We start from the raw sequence: 18,852 nt of genomic DNA on the forward strand, positions 1-18,852 counted from the left end.
CCCCATGTCAAACCGATTTCCGAAAAACCCGGCAATTCCGGGAAATTGGCCCCCATGATGAAGGCAAAACAGGCAGGTAAACACCCGCCGTGGATTGACAAATCCGCCCGTGCCCGGAACAAGCAGAAGCATGTCCCAGACCCGTCTCGACCATCGCGACATCGCCATTCTTGCGACGCTGTGCCGTGAAGGCCGCATCGCCAAGACCGAGCTTGCCGCGCGGGTGAACCTGTCGCCCACGCCCTGCTGGGAGCGCATGAAGCGGCTTGAAAAGGCCGGGTTGATAACGGGTTACCGGGCCGAGATCGACCTTGCCGGCCTCGGGCCGCATGTCGAGGTCTTCGTGACGGTCGAGCTGGAAAGCCACCGCGCCGAGAGCTTCCAGATCTTCGAGAGGACCGTCGCGCAGATCGACGAGATCACCGGCTGCTGGGCCATCGGCGGCGGCTACGACTACCTCATGCAGATCGTTGCGCGCGACGTGTCCGCGTTTCAGGCGCTGATGGACGGGCTGCTTGAAAGCCGCGCCGGGGTCCGGCGCTACTACAGTTACATCGTCACCAAGCCGGTGAAGACCCTTCCGCCCGCCCTCGGCCTGCTGCGCGACTGACCTCCCCGGGCCCTGCCCGCCCCCTCGGACGACGTTTGCTGCGGTGCGGAGAAAACCTCTCCCTCGATAGCGTCAAAGAGAGAAAATTTCTTTCTCCTGCGGAAACCCGGAGGAACTCTCTGCGCCGGCGCTGGCATAACTCCAGCATCAAAGGAGGTGCGCCCAGATGAGCGATCTTTCGAATACCCCGGCTTTCGGCCTGAGCGATACCGAACTGATGCCCGAACAGGGCGATTTCCCCGGCAACGGCCGGCTTGCCGTGCGCGATCCGTCGACCGGTGCGCTCGTGGCGCAGGTCGCGATGAGCGACGCCACCGGCGCCCGTGCCGCCGTCGATGCCGCGCAGGCGGCCTTCCCCGACTGGTCCACGACCCTGCCGCAGGTGCGCGCCGAGATCCTGCACCGCTGGCACGCGCTGATCATGGAGGCGAAGGAGGACCTGTCGCGCATCATGGTCGCCGAGCAGGGCAAGCCCATCAGCGAGGCGCGCGGCGAGATCGACTACGCCGCGAGCTTCGTCCAGTTCTACGCCGAAGAGGCGCTGCGCCCCAACATCGAGGGCGTCACCAGCCACCTGCATGACGCCGAGATGGAGCTCTGGCGCGAGCCGGTGGGCGTTGCCGCGCTGATCACGCCGTGGAACTTCCCCTGCGCGATGATCACCCGCAAGGCGGCCGCCGCACTCGCCGCCGGCTGCACCGTGGTCATCCACCCCTCGGCCGAGACGCCGCTCTCGGCGCTGGCGCTGGCCGAGCTCGCACGCCGCGCGGGCTTCCCCGAGGGCGTGGTCAACACGGTCATCGGTGACGCCGCCACCATCGTCGGCGAATGGACCGCCGACACCCGCGTGCGTGCGCTCTCCTTCACCGGCTCGACCGAGGTGGGCCGCCTGCTCTACCGCCAGTCCGCCGACACCGTGAAGCGGCTGGTGCTCGAGCTCGGCGGGCACGCGCCCTTCATCGTCTTCAAGGACGCCGATCTCGACCGTGCGGTCGCGGAAGCGATCAAGGCGAAGTTCGCCACCTCCGGGCAGGACTGCCTTGGTGCGAACCGCTTCTACATCGAGCGGCCGGTCTACCAGGAGTTCTGCGAGCGCTTCACCCGCGCCGTCGAGGCACTCACCATGGGACGCGGCATGGACGACCCCGACATCGGTCCGCTCATCCACGAACGCGCGGTCGAAAAGCAGGTGCTGCAGGTCAACGACGCTCTGAAGAACGGCGCGAAGCTGCTGACCGGCGGCGCCATCGACCACGACCGGGGGCCGCTCTTCTTCCAGCCGACCGTGCTCGCCGACGTGCCCGACGCGGCGGCGATCATGTCCGAGGAAAACTTCGGCCCCGTCGCCCCGCTCACCCCCTTCGACGACGAGGGCGAGGTCATCGGGCGCGCCAACGCGACGGAATACGGGCTGGTGGCCTATGTCCACAGCCTCGATCCGCGCCGCATCTACCGGCTGACCCGCGCGCTGCAGTTCGGCATGGTCGCGGTCAACCGCACCAAGGTCACCGGCGCCCCGATCCCCTTCGGCGGCACCAAGCAATCCGGCATCGGCCGCGAGGGCGCCCGCCAGGGGCTCGAGGCCTTCACCGACATCAAGTACGTCTGCCGCGACTGGGGCTGACACCGAGGCTGAAAGGACAACAACAGAATGCTGACGAACGACCAACTCGGGAAGTGGGACCGCGAGAACTTCTTCCATCCCTCGACCAACCTCGGACAGTTCGCCCGTGGCGAGGCGCCGCAGCGCATCGTGACCGGCGGCGAGGGCTGCCACATCACCGACCGTGACGGCAACCGCCTGCTCGACGGCTTCGCCGGGCTCTACTGCGTGAACGTGGGCTACGGCCGCACCGAGATTTCCGAGGCCATCGCCAAGCAGGCGCATGAGCTGGCCTATTACCATGCCTATGCCGGCCACGGCTCGGAGGCATCGATCACGCTGTCGAAGATGGTCATGGACCGCGCACCCGACAACATGGCGCGGGTCTACTTCGGCCTCGGCGGCTCGGATGCGAACGAGACCAACATCAAGCTGGTCTGGTACTACAACAACATCCTCGGCCGTCCCGAGAAGAAGAAGGTCATCTCGCGCTGGCGCGGCTACCACGGCTCGGGCCTGATGACCGGCTCGCTGACCGGCCTCGAGCTCTTCCACAAGAAGTTCGACCTGCCGCTGGCGCAAGTCGTCCACACCGAGGCGCCGTACTACTACCGCCGCCCCGAGGGCATCGAGTCCGAGGCCGATTTCGTCGCCCACTGCGTGGCGAAGCTCGAGGAGCTCATCGAGGCCGAAGGCGCCGACACCATCGCCGCCTTCATCGGCGAGCCGGTGCTGGGCACCGGTGGCATCGTGCCGCCGCCCGCCGGCTACTGGGAGGCGATCCAGGCGGTGCTCGACAAGCACGACATCCTGCTGATCGTCGATGAGGTCGTCACCGGCTTCGGCCGTCTCGGCTCGATGTTCGGGTCCGACCACTACGGCCTGAAGCCCGACCTCATCACCTCGGCCAAGGGGCTGACCTCGGCCTACGCGCCGCTCTCGGCCTCAATCGTGGGCCAGCGCATGTGGGACGTTCTGTGCAAGGGCACCGATGAATACGGCGTGCTTGGCCACGGCTGGACCTATTCCGCCCACCCCATCGGTGCGGCGGCGGGCATCGCCAACCTCGAGCTGATCGACAAGCTGGGGCTGGTGCAGAACGCCGGCGACACCGGTGCCTACTTCGTGGGCGCCATGCGCGACGCGCTGGCCGATCACCCGCATGTCGGCGAAGTGCGCGGCGAAGGCATGCTCTGCGCCGTCGAGATGGTCGCCGACCGCGAGACGCGCCGCTTCTTCGACGCCTCCGAGGGCAAGGGCGCCAAGGTCGCCGCGGCGATGCTCGAGCGTGGCGTGATCGCGCGCGCCATGCCGCAGGGCGACATCATCGGCTACGCGCCGCCGCTCTGCCTTACCCGTGCCGAGGCCGACGAGATCGTGTCGGTGACGGTGGACTCGATCAAGGCCGTGCTGGGCTGACGCCCGACATCAGAAGCCAGGACCTGACCCGCGGCGCCCAGCGCCGCGGGTCTCTTTGTGTCCGCCTGCGTCCCTATTGAAGTGCGGTGGCAACGTTGATCAGGACGCACACCATTGGGAAAAAACTGTCTCCGGACAATGGTTCCACGTATCCAACGGGCCATGACGGGGAGCCTCCCGCTGATCTTGGGAGGCCGCGACGCAACGCAGGATACCGGTGCGGGTCTCCCAGTCATGCCGGCGTGACTGCCACTTCCTCCCTTTTCTGGCGAACTCTCCGATCCGGCGACGCACATTCGTGAAGTGAGCGGAAATCCGTGCATGGCCTGACGCGACGCCCAAGCGTGTTAGACACTCAACCTGCGCACGCCTATAGGTTGCACTGCCTAACACTGAAATAACCCGCACAGGTGCAGCCATCAAACCCAGATGAACGGCAGCGGGCGCCGCCTCCACGGCCCCCCTGGATCATTCCGGCGAAAACAAGACCGCCAAACTTCACCACCTTGACGGCGCCAGAGGCGTCGCGTCCTTCATCGTCTTGTTTCACCACTTGTGCCTGGCCTACGTCCCAGAGATCAAGGGCGGCATATTCGTCGGTGGTATCAAGAACACGCCGCTGTATATCCTGATCAATGGCGACCTGGCGGTGTTCTTCTTCTTCGTCCTGTCAGGCTTCGTTCTTTCAATCGGCTTCTACAACAACTTCCGATGGGACAAGTTGGTCATGTCCATCGCCAAACGGCTTCCACGGCTCTGGCTGCCTGCGGCGCTGTCGATTTTGGCCGGCCTGCTCGTGATCCAGATGGGCGGCATCGGGATCTCGGAAAGGGTTGGTACGATTGAAGGCTCCAACTGGCTCTCGAGTTTCGCGAATGCGAAAATTCCGGAGGGCACGAGCTTCAGCCTTCTCGATGCCCTGAGGCAAAGTGTATCCGTGTTCCTTGTTCCAAAGGATTTCTACTACAATAGCAACCTGTGGACGATGTTCTTCGAGTTGTGGGGGAGCATGGCGGTGTTTCTCCTGCTTCCCGTGATCGTCGCGCTGCGCAGTTTCGGAGTCGGGACCCCGGTCATCATCCTGGTTCACCTCGCGGCGCTCGCTGTCCTGATCCTCGATCGCCATACGCCCATGGCCGCATTTGTCGCGGGGTCGGCTCTTTGCTACCTCTACCTTCACGGCAAGACCGATCTGAGGCTATCCCGCTGGCACCTTTTTCTCCTGGTCTGCATCGCTGCGCCCGGGGCCGCCGTAGGGTCCGGTCCGGTCTCGGTCGCAACACTGGCAGCGGCAATCGCATTTCTTGCGATCCTCCTGTTCTACCCAGGTTTCACAGAAATCCTCTCCGGGCCTACAGGCAAGTGGCTGGGCGCTTTGTCTTTTCCTCTCTATCTCACGCATACGGTCATGCTTCTCGGCCCGGGAAACTGGATGCATCTCAACTCTGGATCTCCCATTGCGGCGATGGCGTTCACAACGGTCCTGTCCGTCGCCCTCCCTCTGGTGTACGTGGACCGGGGCTGGACACGGCGGGTGAACTCCGTTTTCAACACGAAACGCCTGAAGAGACTGCGCACGGCTCTCGACCCGTGACGCAAGACAGCCGGTCACGCCATCCGCCCCGATCGGATCGCTTCGTCCGATCGGCGGCACCATGGCAGAACACCGTTTTCAGATTTTCGGGAAGAGAAATACTTGCGGGTTGGGAACGACGTCCCGCCGCGCATCCCGCAATCCCACATCACATTAGGGACCGCCCTGCCCGCCACCGGCCAAGGCCAGAACGAGGATACACGCCACGGCCGCGAAGAGCAGCACAACTGCCACAAGCCAGAACCAGGACCGGTTGAAAATTGGTGTGGTCCCATAACAATTTCCGCACCGCGACCCTCCGAAACGAAGCAAATGATCGCACTGGGGACAGGAAAAAAAGCGTCTCACACTCACGACAAAACCCACATCTAATACATATTAATAATTCGAACGACCCGATGCGCAGAACGGATCTGACCTCCCCAGCATCGTTCAAAGCATGCATATGTAAACTCTTCGTCTCACCTGCATACCTCGAGGCATTAAGATTGGCGGTTCGCGCATAAAAAATTGCCACGGCGCGGCAGCGATGCCGTTCTGGCACGCGGACTGGCAATATACCAGGCGGCCGTGAGATATGCCCCGCTTGTCTGCGAACTGCCGAGACGAAATCGGTCAATGCTACGAGCGCCCGCGGCCGATGCACTCCCGACGGGGTTCGACGCTGATGACTGTGGCACCAACCTGGCCGACCTGTTCGACTACGGGCTGACTGCCGCCCCTTCCTGCCTTGCCGGACCCTTTAAGCGGCTCGAGGTGGGCCGGCTCGGCGGTTCGAGGATCCCGAGAAAGACCTGCGTATTGGCCGCCTGGAGGCACACCTGAACCCGGCAACGGCATGATCCGCTACCGTCATGCTGCCCGGAGGCCGACGAACGACAGGCTAGTACGGAATACCCTACCCAAATTCTAATCCTATTGATTTCAATTTCTTAACGAAAGATTAAGCTCTATTTTGGCTGCCGGTCCTCGACATGGCCGACCGCCCCCTTGTCAGGCCACGGTCGAATTTGCGAGGGCTTGGAGAGGCGCAAGGCAGCCCGGGGGCGTCCCCCTGCGCTGCGCGGAGGAGAACAGGCGCCCCGAACCGATACACGACAGTAATTTGAGGAAAAAATCATGCCGATTGGACAACAGCAGTCCGCGACAGTCACGTATGCTCCCAGCCCGGCGCGTGCCAACACCCTGACGCCGGTATCGAACGTCGATGACATCGAAAGCGTCCTGGTCGGGGATGGCACGATCAACCTCGACAACATCAGCTACACCGGAGCCGACGAGGCAATTTCGCTTCTCGAAGAGGGCTACACCATCAGCGAGATTTCCGGCACCGACCCGGCACCCACCGTCGGGATCGGATCTGGCATCTTTCTTTCAACCGGCGGCGCGCCGGGCACCGGGAACACGACCGGCAGCTTCAGCGTCAGTCACGGCGAGCCGGGAAACGACAGTCTCGACCAGACCGTGCAGGACGCCTTCCCGGGGGCAGGTGAGACGCAGGACGCGGCGGTTGTCAGCTTTACCTTCGATTCCGCCGATCTCGGGGACGCGCAGTCGATCAGCCTCGACGTGTTCTTCGGCTCGGACGAGTACCCGGAGTTCGTGGACAGCCCGTTCGTCGACATTGCCGCGATCTACGTGAACGGCGTGAACTACGCCCTGTTCGACGGCGACCCCAACCAGCCATTGTCGATCGTCGCCGACTCGATCAACACGCCCGGGAACTTCTTCAACAATAACGGAGACGACGGCTCCGATGACGATCCCTACACCGGAACCTACGACACCGAGTACGACGGCTTCTCGACGCTGCTGAATATCCTCGCGCCGATCCAGGACGGCACGAATGAAATCACCATCGCGATTGCCGATACCGGTGACAGCTATTACGATTCCGGTCTGTTCGTCGGAAACCTGCAAGGGTCGAACTCGACTGTGAGCGGCAGCTACGTCAACGTGCAGGGAACGGAGGCCAGCGAGACCTTCGAGGGCAACGCGGCGCCCCAGTTGTTCAATCTCGGCGGCGGGTCGGACTCGATCTCCGGATCGGCGGAAGAGCTGGACGGCGATGTCGTCTCGGGCTTCGGGAACGATGACAGCCTGATCGTCGAAGGCGCCAGCTTCGGATCCGACGACGTCACGGTCACCATGGGCTCCGCAATCCTCGACATCGACACCGATGGAGATGGCATCGCGGACACGACCGTCACGCTCGAAGGGGACTTCACCCAGGCATCCTTCTCCTACCTGACCGACGACGGGAACACGACGATCACGGCCGACGGCGTCATAACCGACGAGACTGCCCTGATCGGCACCGAAGGCAACGACACGCTGACCGGGACCCCGGATGCTGACACGATCCTCGCACTTGGCGGCGATGACATCGTCGACGGGGATGCCGGCGACGACGAAATCGACGCGGGCAACGCGAACGACTTCGTCGACGGAGGCGCCGGCAACGACACCATCCTCGGTGGCCAGGGCAACGACTCGCTGCTCGGCCGCGACGGAGACGACTGGGTCGACGGTGGCGACAACCACGACAACATCGCGCTGCACGAAGGCGACGACTATGCGCTTGGCAGCGAGGGCAACGACTCGATCGGCGGTGGCGAGGGCAACGATACGCTCTACGGCAACTCCGGGAACGACGTGATCGGCGGCGGCACGGATGACGACTACATCAATGCCGGCGCCGATCAGGACGTCGCCTCGGGCGGCTATGGCGCTGACACGGTGATCGGTGGATCTGGCGACGACACGCTCGCAGGAAGCTACGGAAACGACACCGTCGATGGCGGCTCGGGCAATGACTCGATGGGCGGCGGTCTGGGCACCGACACACTCACCGGTGGCACCGGGAGCGACCAGATCGGCGCCGGTGACGGTGACGACTTCCTCTTCGGCGAGGCTGGCGCGGACTTCCTTGGCGGTGGTGCCGACAATGACGTTCTGAACGGCGGCAGCGGCGCCGATACGCTGAACGGCGGCACCGGCGACGACACGCTGAATGGCGGCGAAGGCGCGGATCTGTTCGTCTTCAATGTCTACACCGACGGTGAAACCGACGTCATCGAGGATTTCGAAGATGGCATCGACATGATCCGCCTGTTCGGTACGGGTCCTGCATCGCTCGAGATCACGGACGTGGACGGCGGCGCCCAGATCGAAATCGGTGACACCGGCCAGACGATCTATCTCGAGGGCATGACTGCAGACGCGCTCACCTCCGAGGATTTCCTCTTCGTCTGACCAGACATTGATACACTCTTGCCGGCCGCCCGGGCGCTATACGCATCGGGCGGCTTCTTCGTCCTCAGCCGCACAAGGCCGCTGACGGCCAGCATGCCGACGGCCGAGGGCTGCCCGGGCTCTTGAGAGGCCAAGGGAAAGCTTGTATTTCTGCAGCTGTAGAACTTTGCCTTGATGGCGGTCCCGCGTTCCAGCGTGGGCCGCTATTTTTCTTTCGGAGGCCCGAAGGAATTATATGTGACCTGTACGGCTCACCAATGCATGGTCCGGCATTATTCCAGAAAGACACCGTAACGAGATGCAGGGTTGCTGCCGCACCTTTGCAGGACATCTCGATTCTAACGGGGAAAATGGCGCACCCGATAGGATTCGAACCTATGGCCTCTGCCTTCGGAGCAATTAATCGTGGCCTATCCGAAATGCGCGACGCAGCACGCCACGGCACGCTAACATCTTAAAATCGCTTGTGTTTAAGCTCGCTCGTCGTCGAAACCGATAGCCGCAACTACTCCGTAGCTTCCCCCCGACTGCTTACGTGGTGCTTACGCGGCTCAGTTGCTCAGATGATGAGGTTGACGATGCCAAAGATCACAAAACGGTTGGTTGAAAGCGTTAAGAGCCAGAAGAAGGACTACGTTGTCTGGGACAGCGATATGTCTGGCTTCGGGCTGCGTGTTTTCGCTTCTGGGAAGCGCAGCTACGTGATCCAGTATCGCCGTGACGGACGGTCGCGCCGCTATACAATTGGCCTCCACGGTATCTGGACTGCCGAAACAGCCAGACGAGAGGCCAAGGTCCAGCTTGGGCGCGTCGCACAGGGCGATGATCCGGCCGAAGAGCGCCACGACGACCGACAGGCCATGACCGTGCAACAGCTCTGCGAGCGCTACATAGAAGACCTGCACGCAGGTCTGATCTTGGGGAAACGAGGACAACCCAAGAGGCCAACAACGGTCACCACCGATATTGGGCGGATCAATGGGCATATCATCCCGCTAATCGGCAAGAAGCGGGTACGCGATCTGACCAAAGCGGATGTTACGAAGATGATGAATGACATTATCCTCGGGAAGACCCGTGCCACACGAAAGACCCAGAAGCTAAGGGGCAAGACGATCTTGCGGGGTGGCCAGGGCACAGCAACCCGTGCGGTCGGTTTACTGGGCGGTATCCTAACCTATGCGTCGGAGGCAGGCATCGTCGACAAGAACGTCGCGCACGGCATCAAGAAGCCCAAAGATCGCGTTCGCGACCGGCGTCTGACGCACAGCGAGTATCAGTTGATGGGGGAAATTCTGGACAAGGCCGAGCGGGATGAAAACCTCGCCACCATGGTCAGCATCGTTCGCCAGATCGCCCTCACGGGCTGCCGGCGCAGCGAGATCATCGAACTCCGCTGGTCCGATGTCGATCTTCCCAACAGCTGTCTGCGGCTATCAGAGACAAAGGAAGGTGCGTCCACACGACCGATAGGATTGGCGGTTGTCGAGTTCCTGGAAACGCAGAGCTTGAGGAAGGAAGGGCCCTTCGTGTTCCCAGGTGTGCGCGGCAACAACGCTTTCGGGAATTTTCCAAAACGATGGCGTCAGTTGTTCGAGAACACCGAACTTTCGGATATCACCGCACATGTCTTGCGTCACAGCTTCGCAAGCATAGCCCACGAGCTTGGCTTCAGCGAAATCACCATCGCGGCCCTCCTCGGGCACTCGAAGGGTTCGGTGACTAGCAAGTATGTGCATACCCTCGACAGCAGCCTCGTCATGGCCGCCGATACCGTCGCAGGCTACATCTCAGGGCTTCTGACTGGCAACCAATTCAAACAACCGGCCTACGCATTTGATCGGTCTGCCAGAAAACGCTCTCTCGACCAATTCCTCGACGGGGTGGCAACAGCGCGCGACGAGTTGGGTACATGACCCATGGGCCCTCTGGGCATACGCCCGGCTGCCGCGTTGGTCGAGGCGATCATTTATGCATCGCCTCGAGTTAGGACTTCCGCAACAACAGCAGCGCCAAGGTGGCCGAGATCGTGCCGAAGGCGCATGTGCCGCTCCAGCCCCACTCGGCGTATGCAGCGCCACCAATGCCGGCCCCGACCGCGCCACCAGCGAGCATGGTTGCCATGAATATGGTGTTAAGCCGGCTGCGCGCGTTCGGATCAAGTGCATAGACGCGCGACTGGTTGGCAACCTGGGAGGATTGCACAGCGAGATCCATGATCACGATGCCGGCGACCAACCCAATAATGGAACCTTGCCAGAGCCCGAAAATGAGGAAGGCCAGTATCACGAGCCCTGCGCCCATCGACGCAACCATGGCGGGCCCACGCCTGTCTGAGAAACCGCCTGCGGTAGGCGCGGCAAGCGCGCCGACGACACCAACTAGCGCCAGAAGACCCACAGCCGTTCCTCCGAGTTCATACTGCGGCTCAGCCATCAGAAGCGCGAGGTTCGACCAAAAACCGATGAAGGCCGCAAAGATCAGGAATTGCGCCGCGACCACGGGCCGGAGAACGCTATACTTGCGTACCAACGTCCAAAGAGAGCCAAGCAGATGCAGATAGCTCAATTCGGTCGTCGGCATCGCACGCGGAAGCCAACGCGCCAGCGCCGCGCCAACAATGCTCATCACGACCGCGGCCAGCCAGAACACGTAAGGCCATCCCCAAAGGTCCGAGACTATGCCGCTGACCGTGCGGGCAAGCAGAATACCGATCAGGATGCCACCTGTTACCGTGCCGAGTACACGACCTTGCTTGTCGGGCGGAGCCAGATGCACGGCGAGCGGCACGATCTGCTGGGCGACCGTGGCGAACAGGCCGACCGCGAAACTAGCAACAGCGAGCCACACGAAGCCGGGCGAGACAGCCGCACCGATCAGCGCCGCCACGAGGGCGGCGATGGTCACGAGGATAAGCGACTTACGCTCGAGGCGGTCCCCGAGTGGTGCGAGGAAGAGCACCCCAAGCGCGTTGCCCGCCTGCGTCAGCACGGGCACGATGGCGGCGGTGCCAGCCGTCAGCCCGAAATCGGCTGTCAGATGGCCGAGGAAAGCCTGATTATAATAGCTGTTGGCGACGGCCGCGCCGGCACCAACTGCCAGAAGGCGGATCAGAGCGGCGGATAGATGTTCGGAACGGACACGGCCTGTTTGCATAGCATCAGACATGCACTACGGCCTTGTTCGCACAACTGACGTCTCTTGCCGAGAGAATGAGATTTTCTAATCTTGCCCGCTTCCTGCGGGACGCAACGCACCTTTGCTGAGGTCGGTCGGGACGGAAACATCAAGCTTTCTGCAGAGGACTGAGCTTGGCGCCAGGCGCGGTGCGCTTCCATTTCGAAGAGCCGCGCGATGGATGCAAATCGTCGGTATGCCCCCCCACGATTGATGCCCTATTCATCCATGAACTTTCGCTGGTAGCGCTCCTCTGGCGAAACCCACTGCTCGATGAATGATAGCGGATCGAGATCGCCCAGCATCGAACGCGCCAAACGCAGCCGGGACTCCAGATGCACGCGCCGCTCTCCGTCCACCATCTGCATACGCTTTTCGGCCTCGACGAAAAACATCTCGACGGAGAGCGCCTTGGTCCAATCCGCCATGATATCCGAAAGCTGTTGAAGGCTCTCGGTGCGGGCCTTCGCCTCACTGCGCTTATCCTCTTCCCTCCGCCAGCGCTCCCATTGAAGCTCCTGTTCCCTTTTCTTCCGGGCAGCCTCGTCATCGGCCGCGTCCATGAGAGCCTTCAATTCTTCGACCGAGCCTTCAAGCTTGCGGATCACTTCGCCGAACGCCCTATCAAGGGAGCGCTTACTGGTCTCCTGCCATGAAAGCTGCCACTCTACTCCGGGGTGCGGAGAATAGGCGACCAAGCGAAAGCGTCCGCACGGCAGGTCCTGTTCTGTCGTCCAACTGTGTGATGGCAAAATCGACCGCCCCTGTCGTCGATCGAGAGTGCTTTCACGAACGTACTTCCCATTTTGGTAACTCATAGTCGCTCGCTCGGTCATCTCCGTCAGAACCAGCCCGATCGGGATGGCGCCCAGGTACGCAATTGTGGGTCGGAGCGGCGACCAGATGGTACCATGCCCATACTGACCATACTTCCGGTCATGGCGGACGGTCTCCCGCTCTTCGATCTTTGCGCGCTGCAACTTCTGATCCGGAGGGGCGAACCGCACGGGATACCCCTTCTTTCCAAACGCCAGATAGAGACCATTGGCGAGGTCGAGCGCTCGTTCCAGAGACGCGGCGGATGTAACGATGTCAGGAAGGAGTTGTTTGTACGGGCGCAAGAATTCGTTGGCATCAATCTTGCGGGTCTTGAGAAACTGGCTCTTCGTCCCACGCAGCAGGGCATTCACTGCGGGCCTTGCCGCACCCCGGCCAGCTTTCTGCCGCTCTTCACCGCGCTCTTCTCTCGCGGGACGTGCGAGAGGCCTGTCCTTGCTCCAGACCTGTTGATCTCCGGGCTGGGCCTCGGGTAGTTCCGGTCGGCGGGGAGCCCTGCCAACAGCCTTCTTTTGCCAGTATCCAACCGGGGGCCTGGGAACGCGCAGCACCGTGCACACTCGAGCCAGGTACGACCCTGAGACGGCATACTTCTCGGCCAAATGAAGGATCGGCGTTTCCCAAACCTCTTCGAAGAGCTGTTCCCGAGAAACCTCAAATCGGTCTTCTACTCTGCTCAACGGGGGTGGCTTGCTGGTCATTCTAGTTCGCTTCCGGGCGGGCGCGAGTTCAGCCCGCACCTCGAATTCGGACCTTTCGGCTCCTNGGCGGGCGCGAGTTCAGCCCGCACCTCGAATTCGGACCTTTCGGCTCCTTCTAAGCGAATGAACCGCGGTAGCGCCACCCAATGAGACCGCGTCCCTCGCGTTCCGGCACGTGACAAGCGTGGATTCTGCTCATGCCGAGTTGAGAAGCTCTCAATCGCCCTGCCCGTCCAGAACGCGGAGCATGTATTCGTGTGAACTGGGAAGGTCGCAAATGGAGTTTACCACTATAGGAGCCCTGGCGCTCTACGCCTTTGTCATGTCGATCACCCCGGGGCCAAACAACATGCTTCTCGCCAACGCGGGGCTGGTGTTTGGCTTTCGGAGCACCATACCGCAGATCGTTGGCATTCCGACCGGTGTGATCTCCCAGATCCTGCTCGTGGCCGCCGGTCTCAGCAGCCTTTTCGCACAGTTTCCCAGTATCCAATTGGCACTCAAGGTGGCTGGGACGTTCTATCTGCTCTGGCTCGCCCTGAAGCTGTGGAAAGCCGATGCGCTGGCGCAATCACCTAATGCCACCCCGATCTCGTTTTCTCAGGCGATGCTGTTCCAGTTCATCAATCCGAAATCTTGGCTGATCGCGCTCACCGCCGTGTCGGCATTTCTGCAGCCCGAAAAGGCGGTTCTTCCCCAATTGCTAATTATTTGCTTCGCCTTCGCATTGATCGGCACCCCATGCATGGCCGTTTGGTCTGCCATGGGATCCGCCCTGCGGCGCCACCTGTCGAGCCCGACCAGCCTCAGGCGCGCAAATCGAACCCTCGCGGCGCTCGCATCGGCAACGTGCCTCATGTTCTGGCTTTGAATGTGGACAAGGCACGCCAAGCGCATTCGATGCCTGATCTGGTGATCTGGCTGTCATATTTTCGGCTTGCCGGGTTCTGGCTCATGGCCGGGCTCCTCCTCGTTCCAGCTCTCGCGATGGCGATGTCTCTCAGTCAGGAGCCCGGCGTCGATGGCAGGGCATCTCAGGTGGCATTTCTGGCATTGGCCGCGCCACTTGGGTTTGTGCCGGTCCTCTTGCATTGGAAGTACGGACGACGGAAAGGCCCGATACTGACATTCACGGCGCAGGGCATCCTCATGAACGCCATTGATCCCGAGGCGATCATCCCATGGAGAGATATCGACGTCAGAGCAAGTTGGCACGTTCTCGGGGGCTGGCGGACGATCCTGACCTTCCGATGTGTCGGCCGACCTCCGAAAGAAGGAAGACGTGTCGGATCCGCTGATCTTTACGAATTGCGACTTCCCAACATCGCAACCAAAGGCTGCCTGAGCCTGCAGAGGCTTTCCAGGTCCTACAAGAAGGCGACGATGACAGATGAACCGCAAAGCCCACCTTAACTGTCGACGGGCGGTGCAGTATGAATTATCTATAATTCATGAAACACGCCCCTGAAGAGACCCAGTCCGCCCGCATCGCCCGCGTCCTTGCTGACCGTATCATCTCGGGCGAGATTCCGCCCGGCGCGCGCCTCCGGCAGGACCATGTCGCTGCCGAGTTCGGCGCGAGCCATGTCCCAGTGCGCGAGGCCTTCCGCGAGTTGCAGACACAGGGACTGGCAGAGAGCGAACCGAGGCGCGGCTTTCGCGTCACCGAATTCGACGTGGCCGAACTGCGCGAGGTGGCCGAGATGCGCTCCAGCCTCGAAAGCCTCGCCCTGCGCCACGCCTCGCCCAATATGACACGCGCTATTCTACAGGAAGCAGAAGAGGTTACGCGCCACGGCGACAGTGCCAGTACCGTCCGTGACTGGGAGGCAGCAAACCGCCATTTTCACCGGCTCATCCTGTCCCCCTGCCGGATGCCGCGTCTGCTGCGGACGATCGACGACCTGCAGGCCGCCAGCGCCCGGTTCCTCTTTGCCGCATGGCGGCGCGACTGGGAGGCGCGCACAGATCACGACCACCGCGCCATTCTCGACGCTCTGCGCAAGGGGCAGACCGACCTCGCCTGCGCCACGCTCGCGCGCCATGTCGGCTGGATCGGCAAGCGCAAGACTGCCGTGAAAAATGCCGATTTGCGAGAGACTTACGAGATTCCCGGATAATTATCTATAAACCTAATTGCCAGCACCACGCAAAGCCTTCGTAATTATAGATAGACTCGATACCTATCTTCGGAGGACAGACCCATGGCATTTCTCACCCCCTCTCTGACCCGTCCCGCCGCGCTCGGACGCAGGCTCGCGCTGGCGCTCGGCGGCGCGGCGCTGATCACGCTGGGCGCCAAGATCCAGATCCCGTTCTGGCCAGTGCCGATGACGCTGCACACCCTGGCGGTGTTCTTCCTCGCCGCCACGCTCGGGCCGAGGCTCGGCTTTGCGGCAATGGCGGCCTATCTTGCGGCGGGCGCCCTGGGGTTGCCGGTCTTCTCCGGCACCCCGGAACGCGGCATCGGGCTGGCCTATATGGTCGGGCCGACCGGCGGCTATCTGGCGGGCTATCTGCTGGGCGCGGGCCTGACCGGCTGGCTGGCGCAGCGGCGCGGGTTGATCGGGCGCTTCCTGGCGATGCTGGCGGGCCTGGCCGTGGTCTATGCCCTCGGCCTCGCCTGGCTGGCGCACTATGTCCCGGCGCAGGGTCTGCTGGCCGCGGGTCTCACGCCCTTCCTGCTCGGCGATCTGGTCAAGCTGGCTTTGGCCTCGGGCCTCATCGCGGCCATCGCCCGCCTCCGGACCCGCGCGTCATGATCCGCACCGACTGGACCATGGCGGAGGCCTGGGCGATCCACGCCCTGCCCTTCGCCGATCTCATGCACCGCGCCCAGACCCTGCACCGCGCGCATTTCGACCCCAACGCGATCGAAACCGCGAGCCTGCTCAGCATCAAGACCGGCGGCTGCCCTGAGGATTGCGGCTATTGCTCGCAATCCGCCCATCACGACACCGGGGTGAAGGCCACCAAGCTGATGGGAACCGAGGAGGTTCTGGCCGCCGCCAAGCGCGCCAAGGCCTCCGGCGCTCAGAGGTTCTGCATGGGAGCCGCCTGGCGCAGCCCCAAGGACCGCGACATGGACAAGCTCTGCGACATGGTGCGGGGGGTGGCCGAGCTGGGGCTCGAGACCTGCATGACGCTGGGGATGCTGTCGCCCGAACAGGTCGCGCGGCTGAAGGCGGCGGGCCTCGACTTCTACAACCACAACATCGACACCTCGCCCGAATACTACGCGCAGATCGCCAGCACCCGCACGATGGAGGACCGCCTCGACACGGTCGAACAGGTCCGCAAAGGCGGTATCAAGGTCTGCTGCGGCGGCATCTTGGGCATGGGTGAGGCCGAAGAGGACCGCATCGCCATGCTGGTGACGCTAGCGACGCTCCCCGCGCATCCCGACAGCGTGCCGGTGAACCTGTGGAACGAGATCGAGGGCGTGCCGGTGCAGGCGCGCGCCCAGGCCGTCGATCCCTTCGCGCTGGTGCGGATCGTGGCGCTGGCCCGCATCCTGATGCCGGCCTCGGTGGTGCGGCTGTCGGCCGGGCGCACGGGGATGAGCGACGAGCTGCAGGCGCTGTGCTTCCTTGCCGGGGCGAACTCGATCTTCGTGGGCGACCAGTTGCTGACCACCGGCAACCCGGCGGCGTGGAAGGATCAGGATCTGCTGACCCGGCTTGGCATGCATGTCGCCCCCGCGCAGGCCCGGCCCCGGGTCGCGGCGGAATAGGCTCAGCCCGGAACGCTTCGGGCGAGGATCTCCACCGCCCGGGCGATCTGCCCTTCGTCCAGCGCCGCATAGCCCAGCCGGAAGGCCTGCGGCGCCGGGCCCTCCAGTGCAAAGCGCGTACCCGGCAGCAGCGCCAGTCCCGCCTGCCCCGCGGCTTTGGCCCAGGTCTTGGCCGACACCCTCTCGCAGCGCAGCCACAGCGCCAACCCTCCGGCTGGCAGATCGAATGTCGCCCGCCCGGCCAGATGCTCCCCCAGCAGGCCCGCCAGCAGATCCCGACGCGCCCGGTAGATCCGCCGCGCCTTGCGGGCATGACGACCGAGATCGCCATCGCGGATCAGTTCCGCCAGCGCCGCCTCCAGTGGCGCGTCGCCCTGCCGGTCGATGGCGGCGCGCGCCTCGGCCATACGGGCCAACAACGGCTCGGGCGCCAGCGCATAGCCCAGCCGGATCCCCGGCGAGAGCAGCTTGGACAGCGAGCCCACGTAGATCAGCGGCAGGTCTTCGGGCGCGCGGGCGGCGAGCGGCAGCACCGGGCGGCCCTCGAAGCGGTACTCGTGGTCGTAATCGTCCTCGATCAGCGTGACCCCATGGCGCTGCGCCAGCTCCAGCAGTTGCAACCGCCGCGCCGCGCCCATGGTCACCGTGGTCGGATACTGGTGATGTGGCGTGACATAGACCGCCCGGATGCGCGGGTCGCCGGCCAGCGCCTGCTCCAGCACGTCGATCCTGAGGCCCCCGCCATCCACCGGCACGCCCCGCACCTCTGCCCCCGCCGCGCGGAACGCCTCCCAGGCGAGCGGATAGCCCGGCTCCTCCACCGCGATGACCTCGCCCGGAGACAGCGCCGCCCGCACGGCCAGGAACAGCGCCATCTGGCTGCCGCGCGCGATCAGCAGCCGCGACGGGTCCGCCACCACGCCCCGGTCCGTGGCGAGATAACCCGCCAGTGCCTCGCGCAGCGAGGACGTGCCGCGCGCATCGCCGTAATCCGCCCCGGCGCGGAAGGCCGCCGACAGCAGCGCCCGGCGAAAGGCCCGGGCCAGCGCCTTGTCGGGCACCAGCTTGGGGTCCGGCGCGCCGTCGGTGAACGCGAGCCCCGCGCGTGGCGCCACCGGGTCCATCGGTGCGGGCGCGGGTCTGCGGGCCAGCATCCCCTGCGGCAGATCCTGCGCCACGAAGGTGCCCCGCGCCGGTTCGGCCTGCAGCCAGCCCTGGGTCAGCAGCTCCTGATAGGCGGCATCCACCGTGTTGCGATGCACCCCCAGTTCGCGCGCCAGCGCCCGCGTGCCGGGCAGGCGCGCTCCGGGCTTCAGGCGTCCGCGGGTGATGTCGCGGGTGATCGCCTCGGCAATCGCGAGGAAGAGCGGGCCGCCATGGCCCGGCTCGATCTCGAGGGCAAGAGGTTCGCGCATGTCGAAAACCGGCCTATTACAATCTTTCATACTGGCACTTTTGGATAGGCCAGTGTTTTGCGAAAGAGGCGAAAACCGCAAGAGGCTCCGACGATGAAATCCGCCCTGATCCTGCGCCACCTGGCCTTTGAAGACCTCGGGCCCTTTGCCCCGGTTCTGAGAGACGCCGGCTATCAGCTCCAAGACATTGAGGCGGCTGTGGACCCACTGCCCGATCCGCTGGAACCGGACCTGGTCGTGGTGCTGGGTGGGCCGATTGGCGTGAACGACGGCGCCGCCTTTCCCTGTATGACAGAGGAGCGGGACTGGCTAACCATGAGGCTGGCGGCGGATCGCCCGACCCTCGGCATTTGCCTCGGCGCACAGCTCATGGCCGCGGCCCTCGGAGCCCGTGTCGCGCTGCTCGCCCAAAAGGAGATCGGCTTCGCGCCCCTGACCCTGACCGCGCCCGGCCGGGCCGGCCCGCTAGTCCACCTCTTGATGGTGTGGACGCCCCCTCACGGCATCG

14 protein-coding genes and 1 pseudogene are annotated in these 18,852 nt (G+C 63.5%); 12 read left to right on the forward strand and 3 right to left on the reverse strand.

What is annotated here, in order from left to right; genetic code table 11:
• The first annotated feature begins 130 nt into the window (after positions 1-130).
• The 6 genes from D6860_RS16680 (at position 131) to D6860_RS16705 (ending at position 10,397) form a co-directional block, all read left to right on the forward strand.
• Complete coding sequence (locus tag D6860_RS16680) at positions 131-610, forward strand: Lrp/AsnC family transcriptional regulator (RefSeq protein ID WP_017467818.1); 480 nt, start codon at positions 131-133, stop codon at positions 608-610.
• Positions 611-827: 217 nt separating this feature from the next.
• On the forward strand, positions 828-2,234 hold the full coding sequence (locus D6860_RS16685; RefSeq protein WP_371683199.1) for an NAD-dependent succinate-semialdehyde dehydrogenase: 1,407 nt from the start codon (positions 828-830) through the stop codon (positions 2,232-2,234).
• 27 nt (positions 2,235-2,261) lie between these two features.
• On the forward strand, positions 2,262-3,632 hold the full coding sequence (locus tag D6860_RS16690; protein ID WP_017468613.1) for an aspartate aminotransferase family protein: 1,371 nt from the start codon (positions 2,262-2,264) through the stop codon (positions 3,630-3,632).
• Positions 3,633-4,095: 463 nt separating this feature from the next.
• Entirely contained in the window at positions 4,096-5,226 is a 1,131-nt protein-coding gene (locus D6860_RS16695) for an acyltransferase family protein (RefSeq protein ID WP_083697899.1), read from the forward strand.
• 1,119 nt (positions 5,227-6,345) lie between these two features.
• On the forward strand, positions 6,346-8,481 hold the full coding sequence (locus tag D6860_RS16700; RefSeq protein ID WP_076624966.1) for a choice-of-anchor L domain-containing protein: 2,136 nt from the start codon (positions 6,346-6,348) through the stop codon (positions 8,479-8,481).
• Between the two features lie 578 nt (positions 8,482-9,059).
• Positions 9,060-10,397: a tyrosine-type recombinase/integrase gene (locus D6860_RS16705; RefSeq protein WP_076624967.1), complete on the forward strand. Its 1,338-nt coding sequence runs from the start codon at positions 9,060-9,062 to the stop codon at positions 10,395-10,397.
• A 70-nt stretch (positions 10,398-10,467) separates the two neighbouring features.
• Here D6860_RS16705 and D6860_RS16710 read toward each other — a convergent pair whose 3' ends face one another.
• A complete protein-coding gene (locus D6860_RS16710; protein ID WP_206512211.1) occupies positions 10,468-11,649 on the reverse strand; it encodes an MFS transporter in 1,182 nt (393 codons plus the stop codon).
• 227 nt (positions 11,650-11,876) lie between these two features.
• Complete coding sequence (locus D6860_RS16715; RefSeq protein WP_076624968.1) at positions 11,877-13,196, reverse strand: hypothetical protein; 1,320 nt, start codon at positions 13,194-13,196, stop codon at positions 11,877-11,879.
• A gap of 277 nt (positions 13,197-13,473) precedes the next feature.
• Between D6860_RS16715 and D6860_RS16720 the strand changes: the two genes are divergently transcribed.
• The 5 genes from D6860_RS16720 to bioB all read left to right on the forward strand — a co-directional run bounded on the left by D6860_RS16720 (position 13,474) and on the right by bioB (position 16,929).
• Complete coding sequence (locus D6860_RS16720; RefSeq protein WP_076624969.1) at positions 13,474-14,067, forward strand: LysE family translocator; 594 nt, start codon at positions 13,474-13,476, stop codon at positions 14,065-14,067.
• 29 nt (positions 14,068-14,096) lie between these two features.
• On the forward strand, positions 14,097-14,609 hold the full coding sequence (locus D6860_RS16725; protein WP_128549270.1) for a hypothetical protein: 513 nt from the start codon (positions 14,097-14,099) through the stop codon (positions 14,607-14,609).
• 38 nt (positions 14,610-14,647) lie between these two features.
• A complete protein-coding gene (locus tag D6860_RS16730) occupies positions 14,648-15,316 on the forward strand; it encodes a GntR family transcriptional regulator (RefSeq protein WP_076624970.1) in 669 nt (222 codons plus the stop codon).
• A gap of 84 nt (positions 15,317-15,400) precedes the next feature.
• Positions 15,401-15,958: a biotin transporter BioY gene (locus D6860_RS16735; protein ID WP_011747751.1), complete on the forward strand. Its 558-nt coding sequence runs from the start codon at positions 15,401-15,403 to the stop codon at positions 15,956-15,958.
• Positions 15,955-16,929, forward strand: coding sequence for a biotin synthase BioB (gene bioB, locus D6860_RS16740; RefSeq protein WP_076624971.1), 975 nt, complete (start codon positions 15,955-15,957; stop codon positions 16,927-16,929). Before D6860_RS16735 ends, bioB begins: the two co-directional genes overlap by 4 nt.
• Positions 16,930-16,931: 2 nt before the next feature.
• Here the strand turns inward: bioB and D6860_RS16745 are convergent, their stop codons facing one another.
• A complete protein-coding gene (locus D6860_RS16745) occupies positions 16,932-18,344 on the reverse strand; it encodes a MocR-like pyridoxine biosynthesis transcription factor PdxR (protein WP_076624972.1) in 1,413 nt (470 codons plus the stop codon).
• Positions 18,345-18,437: 93 nt separating this feature from the next.
• Between D6860_RS16745 and D6860_RS16750 the strand changes: the two are divergent.
• Positions 18,438-18,852, forward strand: a pseudogene (locus tag D6860_RS16750) (glutamine amidotransferase); the annotation flags it as partial.

Origin of the sequence: Salipiger sp. D13 (assembly GCF_003703915.1) — a bacterium.
GTDB lineage: Bacteria > Pseudomonadota > Alphaproteobacteria > Rhodobacterales > Rhodobacteraceae > Salipiger > Salipiger profundus.